Raw genomic sequence first — 14664 nt, 5'->3', positions numbered from 1 at the left:
AACGCGTAAAAACAAAGGGCCTTCCTGAATCAGGAAGGCCCTTCGAGAGGTGGCGCGGCTGGCAGGATTCGAACCCACGACCCCTTGGTTCGTAGCCAAGTACTCTATCCAACTGAGCTACAGCCGCACGCTAAAAACGATACTACTTACTGCAGTGTACTGCTTGAGATTTGCACCGGTCAGACTTGGGCAAACTCGGAAAAAGTGGCGCGGCTGGCAGGATTCGAACCCACGACCCCTTGGTTCGTAGCCAAGTACTCTATCCAACTGAGCTACAGCCGCACGCAGAAGTGAGATTATAGCAACCTTTTCAAAAAAGGGAAGGCCCTTATCGCGATTTGTCAGTGGGCGCGCTTCGTGTAACCTGAGAGGAAGGGCGCAGGTCCGAAGTGGGGTCCTCGTTTAAGTTCGCGGTTGGGCCCGAAGCCGCTAGCAACGTGTAGTGAACCGAACCATCATGAACAAGGCATTTGTCAAAGAATCGACTGACAACGACGACGACGATCTCGAAGCCGGCCATCCCGAAATTCCTGCCGGGACCAAGAACTACATCACGCCCGCCGGCTATGAGCGCATGCGCAGCGAACTGCTGCATCTAATCGACGAGGCACGGCCCGAAGTGGTCAAGCTCGTGTCGTGGGCTGCTTCGAACGGCGACCGCTCCGAGAATGGCGATTACATCTACGGCAAGCGCAGGCTGCGCGAAATCGACCGGCGCATTCGCTTTTTGACAAAGCGGCTCGATCTGGCCGAGGTCGTGGACAGCAGCCGCCAGGAAAGCGTGGATCAGGTGTTCTTTGGTGCGACCGTCGATTACGGCACCGAGGATGGCGAATCTCATACGGTCACGATCGTGGGCATCGACGAGGTCAATCTCGACCATGGCCACGTGAGCTGGGTTTCGCCGATTGCGCGCGCGCTCCTGAAGGCGCGGATTGGCGACCAGGTGACGCTGCACACACCTGCCGGGCCTGAGCCGGTCGACGTGCTGGACGTGCGCTATCCCGCGCCGGGATCGTAAAGCCTCGCGCAGAAATGAAAAAAGGCGCCGCAAGCGGCGCCTTTTCAGCTGCACAGCAGGCCGGTGAGGCCTGCGCGGTGCTGCTTAGAAGCGGTGACGCATACCAACCGTCACAGCGACCTGGTCTTGACGGGTCGAAGCCGAACCCAGACCGTTCAGGTAAGCGCCGATGTGGTCCTGGTTCGACGACACGTGCTGCCAGTCGCCTTGCAGGTAGACGTCGGTGCGCTTCGACAGTGCGTAGTCCGACTGCAGTGCGACCGTGTTGTAGTTCGGGTTCACGCCGCCGCCGAAGTTCGCGCGGGTGTACGTGTACGCGCCAGCCAGGCTCAGGGCCGGGGTCAGAGCGTAACGGATGTTGCCTTCGAAGTTCTGGAAGCGTGCGCTGCCCGAGTTGAAGGCGAGGCCGCCGTTGACGCCCGACTTCGAACCCGAGATGCCGAGTGCGTTGCCCAGTTGCGTCTGCGTGTAGACGAAGCCAGCCGTTGCCGGGCCGAACGTGTAGTTCACGCCGCCGCCGAACGTGCTTTGACGGCCTGCTGCGAACGTCCATTCACCCGTTTGCGCGCCCGAGTTACCAACACCCAGTTGCAGGTTGTTGATGTCGTTGTTCATGTGCAGGTAGCCAGCCGCAACGTTCAGGCCTGCCCAGTTGTACGATGCACCAACGCTGTATGCGCGGTTGTTTGCGAATTCGCTGCTGTTCGAGAACGAGTACGTGCCGCCGAACTTGAAGCCAGCGTAGTTCACGCTCGAGTACTTGATCGTGTTGTTCAGACGAACCGAGTTGTTCAGGTTGTCGTTGTCATACGGGTGCGCTGCGATCGTGCCGCCGTATTGCGTGCCGGTGTTCGACAGCGGAGCAAGGTAGTCGACCACGGAGTCGTACTGGCGACCCAGGGTGACCGCGCCGAACTGGTCGCTTGCCAGACCGACGAACGCTTGACGACCGAACATGCGGCCCGACTGAGCAGCCGTGCCGTTCATGATGCTGAAGCCGTTTTCCAACGTAAAGATAGCCTTCAGACCGCCACCGAGGTCTTCAGCACCGCGCAGGCCCCAACGGCTGCCGTTGACCGTGCCGCTCGTTGCTTGCCAGGCGCTGTGGCCACCCTGGTTGTTCGTGTAGGTGATGCCGGCGTCGATCAGGCCGTACAGCGTAACGCTGCTTTGCGCGTGCGCAGCCGTTGCAAAAACGCCCGTGAGGGCAGCGACCATGAGAGTCTTTTTCATCTTTGTAAACTCCGAGAACAGAGATGGGTTTCGTTGAACCCTGTTTGGGAAACCGTCCACGCGATGAGCAGCGAGAGGCAATACTCGCGTGGCGCGTTAATCCGTCGAAGTCGGTTTCCGGACAGGCAGAGTGTAGAGAGGGTGTTCGGAAAGGGGGCATTCCGATTCGCGCAATAAAGTATTGCGAAATCTGAAATGATATTAGGGATCGCGTTAAGCCTTGCTGGTTGGGGCTTTCAGCGGGATTCAGGTTGGCGGGGGTGGAGTGTCAACCAAGCGGCGTTGTGCGATCGCTACACCAATTGATCGCGAAAAACAACGCAAATCCGGTCAGTCGCGATTATTGCTACCTGCGTAACAGATGATTGTGTGCCGCAGCGTTAACGACCCCACAGTAGAGTGGCTATACTCTAATGGCTGCTTTTCGAAGCAGCCTTTTTCGTTGACGAAAAAGATCTCCAAACCTTTGTCGGCGCGGCTCATTGCCGCGCTCTTTTTTTGCGCCACTCTCCGAGCGTCATTTTGCATGTGGCCCCGTTGAATCCCTATCTGGTGGGTTCTTCAGTCGGGTCTGACTGCAAGCTCCAGTCTTCCATTACATAGTGCCGGGCGTCCATAGGGGAACACAGCAGGTTGTGCCAATGGTCGCCGTGCCACGAACCGTACGCCTCGAACTCGCCCGTCGCCCCGTTTTCCGGATCGGCGCCGTCGATCTGTACGAGCCAATGAAACCACCGATGCAGTACCGTCAGCATGGTCGCCTCCCGTTGCACGCTAACTATACTCATCATGGATTGAATGTATTACTCGAACAACCGGTAAAAACACTTACGTTTGACACGAATTGTTACATCCGAGGTAGCTTTTCCCGATTCGGTGCTGGTCTTCCATTAAGAAGTAAAAAGTCAGTGCTCAAGGTAATTCATTTCTTATGCATATATATCTGCAGGCTTTTTGATGCTTGCTGGTTTATCGCTGAAATGGAATTGCTGTTATAAAAAATTCGCTTGACGGTCGATTGACGTTCCCCGTATAACGACCATTCTGAATTTCCTTTCAGCTTCAAATCCATTGCGGAATGCAGAGAGGCGAGTCAGTTGACGTTCGGCGCGTGGATATTGTCCGCGTCATTTTATTTTTAGGGAAACTGAAAGATGGAAACCGGTATTGTCAAATGGTTCAATGATGCGAAGGGCTTTGGCTTCATCACGTCCGACGCCGGCGGCGACGACCTGTTCGCACACTTCTCGGAGATCCGTGCGGACGGCTTCAAGTCGCTGAAGGAGAACCAGCGCGTCTCCTTTGAAGTCAAGGTCGGCCCGAAGGGCAAGCAGGCGGCAAACATCCAGCCTCTGTAAGCGCGGCACGCGAGCGGGACTGCGCGCCTGCTCCCCGCGACAGACAGCCCTGGTGCTCCCGGGGCTTTTTTATTTTTGGCGGGTAAAGAGCACGCAATAAATAGCGTGTGCTTTATGGCGCTCATGAATTTGGCGGGAAAACCCCAATTCAAAAATTCCGCCAACAGTGGAATTAACGCATGCCGCCGCGCCGTAAACTCCCTGCGCGCTTTGCCTAAACAGTGCATACTTGGGCGATTTTCCCATCTCGTCCTGCTGCTTCGCCATGTCCGTCACCCTTTTGAGCGCCGATCTCCCGTCTGGCAATGTCCCGCTGGTTTTCGTGGATCTTGAAACGACAGGCGGTTCGGTGGGAGAACACCGCATCACCGAAATCGGGGTCGTTGAGGTGAGGGATGGGCAGATCACGCGATGGAGTTCGCTGGTCGATCCCCAGCAAGCGATCCCCCCCTTTATTCAGCAGCTTACTGGCATCACGGACGCCATGGTCTGCGGAGCGCCGACGTTCGCCGAACTTGCGCCCGCGCTGTTCGAGCGGCTCTCAGGCCGGCTTTTTGTCGCGCACAACGCGAGTTTCGATCGTGGCTTTCTGCGTGCGGAGTTCGAGCGCGCCGGCTTTACGTTCAATCCTGATGTGCTGTGTACTGTGCGCCTGTCGCGTGCGCTGTTTCCGGCCGAGAAGCGCCACGGCCTCGATGCGCTAGTGGAGCGCCATGCGCTCGTGCCGGCCGACCGCCATCGCGCGCTCGCCGACGCCGATCTGCTCTGGCAGTTCTGGCAGCGGTTGCCGGGGCTCGTGCCCGCTGAGATGCTCGCTGCCCAGGTGGAGCGGCTGACGCGCCGGCATCGTCTCGCGGGCGATATCACCGACGATCTCCTCGATACTGCGCCGGCGGGCCATGGCGTCTACGCATTTTTTGGCGACAACGACGTGCCGCTTTATGTCGGCCGCAGTGTTCGTGTGCGGCAGCGGGTGCGCTCGCATTTGTCGGGCGAACGGCGCTCGGCGCGCGAGCAGCGCATGGCTCAGCAGATCCGTCGGGTGGAATGGCACGCGACTGGCGGGGAACTGGGCGCGCTCTTTGTCGAAGCGCGATGGATCGCACAGTTGCGGCCGTCGTTCAACCGCATGCCGCGTATCTCGAAGCAAGATCCGGAGGGGGTGCCCTGGCCGTTCGACGGTGCCGTGCTGATCGAGGAGCGCGATGCCACGCATGGCCAGCCCGTTTTGCAGGTCATCGATCGCTGGTGCTATCTCGGTGCGGTGGCGAGCGCGACGCAGGCGACAAGTCTCGTGGCGACGTCGGCCGCTGCCGATGCGCCATTCGAACTTTCGACGTGGCGCATTTTGCAGAGCCGTCTCGAGAAGGGCTTGCGCGTGTTGCCTTTGCAGGACTCGGTGGCCGATGGGATGACGAACGCAGTCTGAGTGGCTTGAGCGCGGGCGTCGGAAGCCTTAAGCCATGCCGCCTATGCCACCGCTCTCGCAGACATGGCCGAGCGCCCGTGTCATGGCTGCGGCGCGCGTAGAGTCGTAACGCGTCAATTCCTTCCAGTGTGCGACTGCGCGCGCGACGCGTGCAGGGCAGTCGTCCGCGGCGCGTGTGGGCTGCATGCGCGCGAGCGCGCCGATGAGCTGCGCCGTAAGGCGATCGAGTTGCGGACGTGTGACGGTCGCGAGATCCGGTGCCGGACCGGCGGGCGCTTGCGACGATTGCCAACTCGTGAAAAGTGCTTGCTGTACCTGCGTGCTTGCATCGATCTGGTCGCGGAAGAACGCACGGGCGAACGCCGGATCGACGCCTGCGGCCGCAGCGCGTTTCTGGACGTCAGCAAGCAGCGCGTTCTCGCGCGGCGTATCCGTGATCGGCTTATGGTTGAGCCATTTCCAGTGTGCGACGGGCTCGGCCAGCGAGAGGCGCTGCGAGACGAGCGCGACGAGGTTGGTGAGCGCCGTATCGTCGCCGTCGGCGCGTGCCGAGGCAGCCGGCAACATGATGAGAACTGCGGCGATACAGGACGCGAATGCGCGAAAAGCGGAGTTCATTGCAAGAGGGCGGTCCGGCCGGACGAAGAGGAAAAAACGAAGGATAGCCGGTTATGAGGTGCCTGTTGGCCGCCGTTGCCGCAAACCGTTTTCAATGCGGCAGAAAACAATCTCGATTGTCGGTGCGATAGCGCACAAACGGCGCGCAATATGGATCACGCGCGCGTTGCATCGAACGCGCGCGTCAAGCGAGTCGAGGCTCACGGTTTTGCGCCCAAGCAACCACGCGCACCATCATTTCGATGGTGCGATCGAGAGTGCGCAAAAACCCGCGGCAATGCCTGCACCGGCCCGCCGTTTGCTTTGCACGTCTAGCGCCAATGCGCTGCCCCGTCACTTCTGTTCGTGTGCCTTGCGTTGCTCGTCGAGAAATGCGCGCACATGAGCGGGCAATTCATCGCCGAGAAACTCAACGGCCACCGGTTCCGGATCCGGGCTGAATACTTGGTCCGGGGTCGGAATCCTTGGTGGTTTGGCGTCCATGATCTTTCTCCTATGTAAGGCAATTATCTGGCTCCGCCCTTCAATCGCGCTAGTGCCAGCCAACGCAAAGGAGCTTTTCCGGCGTGCGTGTTGCTTTATTCGCACATCGGGACAACTTATTAACTACTCAGGAATATAATTATTTCGATACGCGCCATCGATGTTCGAGCGCCGTCTGAATTAGGAGGCTCACGAGCGTGTCCATCCAGTCGCTGCTGCCCCGGCGCGCGACGCGTTCTCCTTGCGTGATCTTTCCCTGAACTCCCCTGGCCCCGGCTGTACAAGCGACGGCGTTCTGCCATGGGAGAGCGGCAAGCATTCGTGTGCGTTGCCGCCCCCTTGTATCCGTGTGTTCGATCGAGTCCGTTTCCTGTCTATATCGGCTGATTATCGGCCGAGCTTGACCCCTGAGCGTTAAACAGAATTAAAACGGTGTAAGCGTTCGTTTCTGGCGAGTGCATCCGGTCTCATTGGGATTTTTGCGGCGGGTTATTGTCAAAATTCACCGTTACCAGGGTCGCTGGCGTGCCGTCAGGATTGCACCGGCGCCGGAACCTGTTTTACGTGGGCGTGGTTCGCCGGCGCAGCGCGAACGTTTCTGCGCGAGAAACGCGGGATTGCCTGAGATACGCCGGGGTTTTCAGCATCGTCTGATTCGACCCTCGGACGACCTCCGCTATCTTCAAAACCATGACCCATCAAAACCGCCCCGAGTCGGCTCATGTTGCGGCCGACGCATCGGGCCAGCAAGCAGCGCTTGCGCTTGCCGATCACCATTTCGACAACGGCCGAACGGCCGACGCGCTGCGCGCCTATCAGGACGTGCTCGCTGTGCAACCGCGCCATGTGCATGCATTGCATCGCACCGCCCTCGCGCATTTTCGAGGTGATGAGCGCTCGCTCGCGCGCGACTTTCTCGAGCGCGCCTTGAACGTCGCGCCGGAACGCGCCGAGTTGTGGGAGCATCGCGGGTTGATCGCCGCGCTGGCGGGCGAGCATGTCATGGCCGAGGCCTGTTATCACCGGGCCATTGCCCTAAGCGGCGGCGCAGCCAGTCTGCATCGCAACCTCGGCGACGTGCTGAAACTTGCCGGGCGTCGGGGCGAGGCGTGCGCGCATTATGAAAAGGCGCTTGGATTCGATCCGGCGCTTCATCATGCCGTGCAGCGTCTCGGCACGCTGAGTCTCGAAGACGGCCGCCGCGAAGAGGCCGTGAACTATCTGCGCCGCGCCTGGACGCTGGGCGCCGCACGTCTTGTCGATGGCATCGCATTGATCAACGTGCTGTCGCAACGTGGGCACATCGAAGAAGCGGATGCCCAGATCGCGCTCATGCGCACGACCTTCGCGGCGGATCCTCGTGCGCTCGACGCGCTCGCATTCTGTCTGAACGAACTGCATCGCTACGAAAAAGCCCGCGAAGTGGCCATGCAGGGGCTGGCGGTGGACGCCGGGAGTGCCGGTTTGCATCACAACGCCGCTTACGCATCGAACATGCTTGGCGATCATGTGCGCATGCGGCAGCACAGCTTTGAGGCTGCGCGCCTGAAGCCCGACGACGCCCATCTGCAATTCAATGTCGCGGTGTCGCTGCTGCGCGATGGCGAGTTCGAGGACGGTTGGCGGCACTACCGTTGGCACGAGCGTCTGCCGCAGAACAGCACGCTGGCGCAGCCCGGCTTTCCGGAGTGGTCCGGCGAGCCTGTAGCCGGACAACGCTTTCTGCTGCTCGGCGAGCAGGGGCTCGGCGATCAGATCCAGTCTCTGCGCTACGCCGACTGGTTGCAGTGTCAGGGTGCGGCGGTCGATGTCTGGGTCGGCGAGGCGCTGGCCGGTGTGGCCGCGTGCGCGAGCGGGGTAGTCCGGGTCTGGACTACGCTGCCGCCTGGTCCCTACGACTATTGGTGTCGCATGTTTCGTTTTCCTGATCATATGCGGCTGGCAACGAGCATGTTGCCGCTTGCGATGCCGTACCTCGGCGCGCCTTCCCAGGTCATTGAGCGTTGGCGCGAGCGGATCGTCGGCTTGACAGGTGCGAACTCGCGCAAGCGCTGCGTGGGTCTGGTGTGGGCCGGCAATCCCGATTACGAATTCGACCGCTATCGCTCCATTGCCTTGAGCGCGTTGCATCCGCTGCTCGCGCGCAGCGAAGTGGCGTGGTTTGCGCTGCAAAAGGGCGCTGCGCAAACCGACATCGAGACCTTGCCGTCCGGCATCGATATGACGCCGCTTGGACCTGAGATCGCGAACTTCACCGACACGCTGGCGATCGTGCAGTCGCTCGACCTCGTGATTACCGTGGATACGTCGGTTGCGCACCTCGCGGGGGCGGCGGGCGTGCCGGTGTGGATCTTGCTGCCGACCTGCACCGACTGGCGCTGGATGACGGGCCGCAGCGATACGCCCTGGTATCCATCGGCGCGGCTTTTCAGACAGCGCGAACTGGGGCGCTGGGATGATGTGATCGAGGAGGTGGGCGAGGCACTAGATGAGGTGCGACTGCCGTAGTGCAGTAGAAGAGGGCGGCGGCGCAAAACAAAAAGCCCAGCCGGTTAAGGCTGGGCTTTTTGTTTGAAGCTTTTGGTGCCGGAAAGAGGAATCGAACCCCCGACCTTCGCATTACGAATGCGCTGCTCTACCGTCTGAGCTATTCCGGCCGCACATCAGAGAAGGAAGATTATAGGAGAGAATCTCGGGCTATGCAAGCCCTTTTCCCCAACCTTTTTATTTCTTCGCTTCCTGATGGTATCGGGTCACGCGCTCGACCTCGTTTTTCGAGCCGAGGAACACGGCCACGCGCTCGTGCAGGCTCTTCGGCTGAATGTCGAGGATGCGCTGCGCGCCGTTGGTCGCCATGCCGCCCGCCTGCTCGACGATGAACGACATCGGGTTCGCTTCGTACATCAGGCGCAGCTTGCCGGGCTTCGAGGGATCGCGGCGGTCGGCCGGATACATGAAGATGCCGCCGCGGCTCAGGATACGGTGCACGTCGGCGACCATCGAGGCGATCCAGCGCATGTTGAAGTTCTCGCCGCGCGGACCGTCCTTGCCCGCGTTCAGCTCGCCAACGTACTGCTGCACCGGCTCATACCAGTGGCGCGCGTTAGATGCGTTGATCGCGTATTCGCGCGTGTCCTCGGGAATGCGCATGTTGCTCTGCGTGAGCACCCACGAGCCGAGTTCGCGGTCAAGCGTGAAGCAGTTCACGCCATTGCCGGTCGTGAGCACGAGCACGGTTTGCGGGCCGTAGACGGCGTAGCCCGCCGCGACTTGCTGCACGCCGGGCTGCAGGAACGAGGCTTCGGTGGCCTGTTGGCCGTCCGGGCAGCGCAGCACCGAGAAGATCGTGCCGATCGAGACGTTCACGTCGATGTTTGACGAGCCGTCGAGCGGGTCGAACACGAGCAGATATTCGCCCTTCGGATAATTGGCCGGGATCGGGAAGAAGGTTTCCATTTCCTCGGACGCCATGGCCGCGAGGTTGCCGCCCCATTCGTTGGCGTCGAGCAGGATTTCGTTCGACAAAATGTCGAGGTTCTTCTGCACTTCGCCCTGAACATTTTCGCTGCCTGCGGTGCCGAGCGCGTCGCCGAGGGCGCCCTTGCTGACGTTGTAGCTGATCGCCTTGCACGCGCGCGCGACAACTTCGATCAGCAGACGCAGATCGGCCGGCAGGTTGCGATGCTCGCGCTGCTGCTCGATCAGGTATTTCGTGAGGGTGGTACGACGGTGCAAAGCCATTGCAGGACTCCAGATGCGCTTGGGAATAGCGCAATTCTACCTGCTGGACGAGGCTCGGCCCGTTTGGTCAATCCTGAAAATAAGCGCGATCGGCTCGGGGCACGCGTCGGACGGAAATTCGGCCGGGAAATCGAGCGGAAAAATAATGCAGAAAAAATGCGCACAAAAATGCCGGCCGCGAGGGCCGGCAGCGTGCATGACCGGTGTGAGGACGAGGCTGTGCGCGGCGCTGTGCAACGGCGCCGCGCGCGAGGCCTACGCCAGCGCCTTTTCCACGATCTCACGGACGTCGCGCGATTTCGCCTGCGTGGCGACCTGTTCGAGCGCGGCGCGCATCGCGTCGCGCAGCGCCGGGGTGAAGCGGCGCCACAGTTCGAGATTGCGTGCGAGGCGTGCGGCAACCTGTGGGTTGATGGCGTCGAGCGCGAGGACTTGTTCGGCCCAGAACGCGTAGCCCGAGCCGTCCGCCGCGTGGAACTGAGCGGGATTCGCCGCGCAGAAGCTGAAGATCAGCGAGCGTGCGCGGTTCGGATTCTTCAGATTGAAGGCCGGGTGGCGCATCAGCGCACGCACGGTCTCGATCGTCGGGCGCTGGGCCGTGCCGCGTTGCGTCGCCTGCAGGGAGAACCACTTGTCGATGACGAGCGGTTCCTTCTCGAAGCGTGCGTAGAAGTCCTCGAGCGCCTGCTTCGCCTGGTCGCCGCCTGTGCCTGCCGCCGCGTTCATCAGCGCCGACAGCGCGGCTGCGCGGTCGGTCATGTTGTTCGCGGCGTGGATTTGCGCGGTGGCGAGTCGCACGGCGTCGGCGGGGTCGTCGAGTTCCGAGAGATACGAAAGCGCGAGATTCTTCAGGCCCCGGTGGCCAGCGGCTTGCGGCGTGGGCTCATAGGCGCCCGGCGTGAGGTTGGCGTCGTAGGCCGCAAGCCATGCGTTCTTGAGCGCCGCGGCCAGGCCCTTGCGCACGAACTGGCGCGCGGCGTGCACGGCGGCGGGATTCGACTCCGCCATCTGCTCCGCGAGATAGGTCTCCGAGGGCAGCATCAGCACGAGTTCGCGGAACGACGGCGACAGCGAAGCGTCGTTGAGCACGCGGCCAAACGCGTCGATGAGCGCATCGTTCATCGCGAGCGGCTGACGCGTGGCGGCGCGTGCGGCCAGCGCGAGCAACTCGCGCGTGGCAAGGCGCTGGCCCGCTTCCCAGCGGTTGAACGGATCGCTGTCGTGCGCGAGCAGGAACGCGAGTTCGTCGTTGCCATAGTCGTATTCCACGATCACCGGCGCCGAGAAGTTGCGCAGCAGCGAGGGCAGGGGCTTGTGGGCGATGTCGACGAAGGTGAAGGTCTGCTGCGCCTCGGTGAGTTCGAGTACGCGCGTCGTGCTTGCTGTCATGCTGGAGCTGGATTCGCCTTCGAGCTTGAGCGGCAGGTCGGCGCCATCGGGGCCGATCAGGCCGATCGCGAACGGGATCAGGAGCGGTCCCTTCTGCGTGTCGCGCGCGGCCGGCGAGCCGTTCGCATAGCCCTGCGCGAGCGTGACGCTATAGCGCTTCGCGGCTTCGTCGTAACGCGTCGTGACCGTGACGCGCGGCGTGCCCGCCTGGCTGTACCAGCGCTCGAACTGCGCGAGGTCGCGGCCATTGGCGTCGGCCATGGCGCGGCGGAAGTCGTCGCAGGTCACCGCCTGGCCGTCGTGGCGCTGGAAGTAGAGGTCCATGCCCTTGCGAAAGCCGTCGCGGCCGAACAGCGTCTGATACATCCGCACGACTTCCGCGCCTTTCTCGTAGACCGTCATCGTGTAGAAGTTGTTGATCTCGACGTAGCTTTCAGGACGCACCGGATGCGCCATCGGGCCTGCATCCTCGGCGAACTGCATCTGGCGCAGCACGCGCACGTCCTCGATGCGCTTGGTCGCGCGGGCGGCTTCGTTCTCGTCGCCTCCCGACATTGCCGCCGAGAATTCCTGGTCGCGGAACACAGTGAGGCCTTCCTTGAGGCTCAGCTGGAACCAGTCGCGGCAGGTCACGCGGTTGCCGGTCCAGTTGTGGAAGTATTCGTGGCCGACCACGGCCTCGATGTTGGCGAAATCGACGTCGGTGGCCGTTTCCGGATTCGCCAGCACGTACTTCGTATTGAAGATGTTGAGCCCCTTGTTCTCCATCGCGCCCATGTTGAAGTCGCTCACGGCGACGATCATGAAGCGGTCGAGATCCAGTTCGAGGCCGAAGCGCCGCTCGTCCCAGCGGATCGAGTGGATCAGCGAGTCCATCGCATGGCGCGTCTTGTCGAGATCGTGCGGCTCGACCCACACCTGCAGCAGCTTCTCCTTGCCCGAGCCGGTCTTGATGCGCTCTTCGAGCGCCACGAGCTTGCCGGCCACCAGCGCGAACAGGTAGCTCGGCTTGCGGAACGGGTCTTCCCACTTCGCATAATGGCGGCCGTCGGGCAGTTCGCCTGCTTCGATGAGATTGCCGTTCGAGAGCAGCACCGGGCACGCGGTCTTGTCGGCGCGCAGCGTGACGGTGTAGGTCGACATGACATCGGGGCGGTCGAGGAACCAGGTGATGCGGCGAAAGCCTTCAGCTTCGCATTGCGTGAAGAAGTTGCCGCTCGATACGTAGAGCCCCGAGAGCGTGGTGTTGGCTTCCGGGTCGTTGGCGCCCGTGAGCGTGAGCGTGAACGCGTCGGGCACGTTCTCGATCGTCAGGCCATGTTCGTGCGCACGCACGTTTTCGCAGGCATTGCCGTCGATTTGCGCGCCGATGAATTCGAGCTGTTCACCCATCAATTCGAGGTGCGGCGCGGACTTGGCAGCGGGATTGCGGCGCACGCGCAGCGTGCTCTTGACGACGGTGTGTCCGGGCGCGAGGTCGAATTCGAGGTCGACGGTGTCGATCAGGAAGGCGGGCGGCGCGTAGTCTTCGCGGCGGATCACAGTAGGCGTGGCGGTATCGGACATGGTCTCGTGCGGGGAAGCTTCGGGTCGGATAGCGGTATAGGGAGGCCGCGCCTTGCGTACGATGACGCGGCCGCTCGCCCCATTGTACAAAGGCTCGCGCAGCTTGTCCGAGATGGCCCGCAGGCGTGCGCCGCGCAGCGGGCCCGAACTTTCCCGCTGGGGCGCGAGTCAGTATGATCGGGGCCTGCGGTGTCGACCACCGCAAGCTTGCCGCGCGCCGACGAACTGTCGTCACTGCCACGACTGCAACGAGAAGACCATGATGCCCGACCGATGGACCCGCCGCGCGCTGCTGTTGCTGGCGGCGCTTGCCGTGACGCTGTCCGGCTGCACGACCTATGTGACGAGCCAGGTGACCGCGTTCTCCGCGTGGGGAGGCGGCAGCGATGCCACGCGCACTTACGCGTTCACGCGCAATCCCGACCAGCAGCACAGCATCGAGCAATCGACCTACGAGAGCCTCGTTGCCGACGGGCTCTCCTCGTACGCATTCCGCCAGGTGCCCGAGCGGCAGGCGCGCTATCTCGTGGGCCTCGCCTACGGCAGCCGCATGGACACGGTCACGGTGGCGCAGCCCGTGTTCTACAACCCGTGGCCGGCTCCGTACTGGGGACCGTTCAATCCGTGGGGGCCTTGGGGTCCCTGGGGCCCCGCTTATGTGAACCAGAGCTATCCGGTGTACTCGCATGCACTCGGCATCCGCATCACGGAGCAGGCGGGCGGGAAGGAAGTCTATAACGTCACCGCGCGCACCTCGGGCGACGATCCCTCGCTCGTGCACATCATGCCGTTTCTGGTGCGCAGCGCACTGTCGAACTTCCCGCTGCAGAACGGCTCGGTGCAGCAGGTGAAACTGCCCGTGGACAAGACCACGGGGGCGCCGGCCGAAGTCCCGGCGGCGGCGCCAGGAACCGCACCGGCAGCGGCCGCTCCGGCAAAGTAGACGGAGCCAGCGTCAGTGGCGGCTCAAGCGTTACAGACGATCAAACGCCCACGCCCATGATGGCGAGCACGCCAAGCACCACGAACAGCACGGCGGCGATGCCGTGCACCAGGCCCGTCGGCAGCTTGTGGGCGAAGCGGTCGCCCAGCAGGATCGCAGGCACATTGGCAATCATCATGCCGAGCGTCGTGCCGGCCACCACCCCGAAGAAGTCGTGAAAGCGCGCGGCGAGCGCGACGGTTGCGATCTGCGTCTTGTCGCCCATCTCGGCGAGAAAGAAGGTGACGACGGTGGCGCCGAACACGCCGAGGCGCGTGCGATTGACGGTGGCTTCGCCCTCGTCGAGCTTGTCGGGCACGAGTATCCACAATCCCATGGCGACGAAGGAGACGGCGAGCGCCCAGCGCATCACCGAGGGCGTGACGAGCGAGCCGAGCCACGCGCCGAGCGCGCCCGCGCCCGAGTGATTGACGAGCGTGGCGGCCAGTACGCCGAGAATGATCGGCATGGGCTTGCGATAGCGCGCTGCGAGCACGAGCGAAAGCAGTTGCGTCTTGTCGCCGATTTCGGCGAGCGCGACTGCGCCGGTCGAGACGAGAAAGGCGTGATTCACGTGTTGGTGATCCTCGGGCCGAGATAAATGCGGGCGACGACTCACGGCCCGCCGGGCCCTGTTGCGGCGGGCATGAGTCATCGGTCTCGCCAGGCCTGAGTACTAAGGCTGCGTTCGCCATGGCCGCGCGGGCCAAGTCTGTTGACGGATGCTCCCGCTGCGCATGCGCGGCGCGCGCCAAGACCCGAAGGCTAGCCGGGCGGCACGGAGCGGGGCGGCTACTCCCCAATGGACGGCGAATTATAGCATTGGGGTTTTTCCGACACCCGG

13 protein-coding genes, 3 tRNA genes and 1 riboswitch are annotated in these 14664 nt (G+C 62.3%); of the genes, 5 read left to right on the top strand and 11 right to left on the bottom strand.

Annotated features, from left to right (window positions below):
* Window positions 1-50: 50 nt before the first annotated feature.
* Both P5W98_RS10575 and P5W98_RS10570 read right to left on the bottom strand, forming a co-directional pair.
* Window positions 51-127 (bottom strand) — tRNA-Arg (locus P5W98_RS10575).
* A 78-nt stretch (window positions 128-205) separates the two neighbouring features.
* Window positions 206-282: transfer RNA gene (locus P5W98_RS10570), tRNA-Arg, on the bottom strand.
* Between the two features lie 175 nt (window positions 283-457).
* Between P5W98_RS10570 and greB the strand changes: the two genes are divergently transcribed.
* Window positions 458-1021 (top strand): transcription elongation factor GreB, encoded by a 564-nt coding sequence (greB, locus tag P5W98_RS10565; RefSeq protein ID WP_421024487.1) that lies wholly within the window; start codon window positions 458-460, stop codon window positions 1019-1021.
* 84 nt (window positions 1022-1105) lie between these two features.
* On the opposite strand, the gene P5W98_RS10560 is transcribed toward greB, so the two are convergent.
* Both P5W98_RS10560 and P5W98_RS10555 read right to left on the bottom strand, forming a co-directional pair.
* Complete coding sequence (locus P5W98_RS10560; protein WP_421024486.1) at window positions 1106-2254, bottom strand: porin; 1149 nt, start codon at window positions 2252-2254, stop codon at window positions 1106-1108.
* 545 nt (window positions 2255-2799) lie between these two features.
* Window positions 2800-3009, bottom strand: coding sequence for a hypothetical protein (locus P5W98_RS10555; RefSeq protein WP_421024485.1), 210 nt, complete (start codon window positions 3007-3009; stop codon window positions 2800-2802).
* 399 nt (window positions 3010-3408) lie between these two features.
* Here P5W98_RS10555 and P5W98_RS10550 point away from each other — a divergent pair, with 399 nt between their 5' ends.
* A complete protein-coding gene (locus P5W98_RS10550; protein WP_035522383.1) occupies window positions 3409-3612 on the top strand; it encodes a cold-shock protein in 204 nt (67 codons plus the stop codon).
* A 69-nt stretch (window positions 3613-3681) separates the two neighbouring features.
* On the opposite strand, the gene P5W98_RS10545 is transcribed toward P5W98_RS10550, so the two are convergent.
* Window positions 3682-3879: a hypothetical protein gene (locus P5W98_RS10545; RefSeq protein ID WP_421024484.1), complete on the bottom strand. Its 198-nt coding sequence runs from the start codon at window positions 3877-3879 to the stop codon at window positions 3682-3684.
* Here P5W98_RS10545 and P5W98_RS10540 point away from each other — a divergent pair.
* The gene (locus P5W98_RS10540) at window positions 3878-5041 is read left to right on the top strand and encodes an exonuclease domain-containing protein (protein ID WP_421024483.1); all 1164 of its coding nucleotides are present in this window, start codon (window positions 3878-3880) and stop codon (window positions 5039-5041) included. The genes P5W98_RS10545 and P5W98_RS10540 overlap by 2 nt on opposite strands.
* Window positions 5042-5068: 27 nt before the next feature.
* Here the strand turns inward: P5W98_RS10540 and P5W98_RS10535 are convergent, their stop codons facing one another.
* Complete coding sequence (locus P5W98_RS10535; RefSeq protein WP_421024482.1) at window positions 5069-5659, bottom strand: chorismate mutase; 591 nt, start codon at window positions 5657-5659, stop codon at window positions 5069-5071.
* A gap of 333 nt (window positions 5660-5992) precedes the next feature.
* Window positions 5993-6142 (bottom strand): hypothetical protein, encoded by a 150-nt coding sequence (locus P5W98_RS10530; RefSeq protein WP_027795377.1) that lies wholly within the window; start codon window positions 6140-6142, stop codon window positions 5993-5995.
* Between the two features lie 690 nt (window positions 6143-6832).
* On the opposite strand from P5W98_RS10530, the gene P5W98_RS10525 reads away from it, so the two are divergent.
* Complete coding sequence (locus P5W98_RS10525) at window positions 6833-8650, top strand: hypothetical protein (RefSeq protein ID WP_421024481.1); 1818 nt, start codon at window positions 6833-6835, stop codon at window positions 8648-8650.
* A 73-nt stretch (window positions 8651-8723) separates the two neighbouring features.
* Here P5W98_RS10525 and P5W98_RS10520 read toward each other — a convergent pair.
* The 3 genes from P5W98_RS10520 to pepN form a co-directional block, all read right to left on the bottom strand.
* A tRNA-Thr gene (locus tag P5W98_RS10520) sits at window positions 8724-8799 on the bottom strand.
* Between the two features lie 67 nt (window positions 8800-8866).
* A complete protein-coding gene (locus P5W98_RS10515; protein WP_421024480.1) occupies window positions 8867-9883 on the bottom strand; it encodes a class 1 fructose-bisphosphatase in 1017 nt (338 codons plus the stop codon).
* Window positions 9884-10138: 255 nt separating this feature from the next.
* Window positions 10139-12838 carry an aminopeptidase N gene (gene pepN, locus P5W98_RS10510; protein WP_421024479.1) on the bottom strand — a complete coding sequence of 900 codons (2700 nt, stop codon included), beginning with the start codon at window positions 12836-12838 and terminating at the stop codon, window positions 10139-10141.
* A gap of 259 nt (window positions 12839-13097) precedes the next feature.
* On the opposite strand from pepN, the gene P5W98_RS10505 reads away from it, so the two are divergent.
* Window positions 13098-13781 carry a DUF4136 domain-containing protein gene (locus tag P5W98_RS10505; RefSeq protein WP_421024478.1) on the top strand — a complete coding sequence of 228 codons (684 nt, stop codon included), beginning with the start codon at window positions 13098-13100 and terminating at the stop codon, window positions 13779-13781.
* 40 nt (window positions 13782-13821) lie between these two features.
* Here P5W98_RS10505 and P5W98_RS10500 read toward each other — a convergent pair whose 3' ends face one another.
* A complete protein-coding gene (locus P5W98_RS10500; RefSeq protein ID WP_421024477.1) occupies window positions 13822-14394 on the bottom strand; it encodes a TMEM165/GDT1 family protein in 573 nt (190 codons plus the stop codon).
* 91 nt (window positions 14395-14485) lie between these two features.
* Window positions 14486-14633, bottom strand: a riboswitch (yybP-ykoY riboswitch).
* Window positions 14634-14664: the final 31 nt, after the last annotated feature.

This window comes from Paraburkholderia sp. A1BS-2L (genome assembly GCF_051125205.1).
Classification (GTDB): Bacteria; Pseudomonadota; Gammaproteobacteria; order Burkholderiales; family Burkholderiaceae; genus Paraburkholderia.
The sequence above is the reverse complement of the archived record's forward strand: the minus strand, read 5'-3'. Positions and strand labels throughout refer to the sequence as shown.

Excerpts from the sequence above, each read along its gene's own strand:
- greB (WP_421024487.1), top strand. The coding sequence starts at position 458 with ATGAACAAGGCATTTGTCAAAGAATCGACTGACAACGACGACGACGAT.
- P5W98_RS10560 (WP_421024486.1), bottom strand. The coding sequence starts at position 2,254 with ATGAAAAAGACTCTCATGGTCGCTGCCCTCACGGGCGTTTTTGCAACG.
- P5W98_RS10555 (WP_421024485.1), bottom strand. The coding sequence starts at position 3,009 with ATGCTGACGGTACTGCATCGGTGGTTTCATTGGCTCGTACAGATCGAC.
- P5W98_RS10550 (WP_035522383.1), top strand. The coding sequence starts at position 3,409 with ATGGAAACCGGTATTGTCAAATGGTTCAATGATGCGAAGGGCTTTGGC.
- P5W98_RS10540 (WP_421024483.1), top strand. The coding sequence starts at position 3,878 with ATGTCCGTCACCCTTTTGAGCGCCGATCTCCCGTCTGGCAATGTCCCG.
- P5W98_RS10545 (WP_421024484.1), bottom strand. The coding sequence starts at position 3,879 with ATGGCGAAGCAGCAGGACGAGATGGGAAAATCGCCCAAGTATGCACTG.
- P5W98_RS10535 (WP_421024482.1), bottom strand. The coding sequence starts at position 5,659 with ATGAACTCCGCTTTTCGCGCATTCGCGTCCTGTATCGCCGCAGTTCTC.
- P5W98_RS10530 (WP_027795377.1), bottom strand. The coding sequence starts at position 6,142 with ATGGACGCCAAACCACCAAGGATTCCGACCCCGGACCAAGTATTCAGC.
- P5W98_RS10525 (WP_421024481.1), top strand. The coding sequence starts at position 6,833 with ATGACCCATCAAAACCGCCCCGAGTCGGCTCATGTTGCGGCCGACGCA.
- P5W98_RS10515 (WP_421024480.1), bottom strand. The coding sequence starts at position 9,883 with ATGGCTTTGCACCGTCGTACCACCCTCACGAAATACCTGATCGAGCAG.
- pepN (WP_421024479.1), bottom strand. The coding sequence starts at position 12,838 with ATGTCCGATACCGCCACGCCTACTGTGATCCGCCGCGAAGACTACGCG.
- P5W98_RS10505 (WP_421024478.1), top strand. The coding sequence starts at position 13,098 with ATGATGCCCGACCGATGGACCCGCCGCGCGCTGCTGTTGCTGGCGGCG.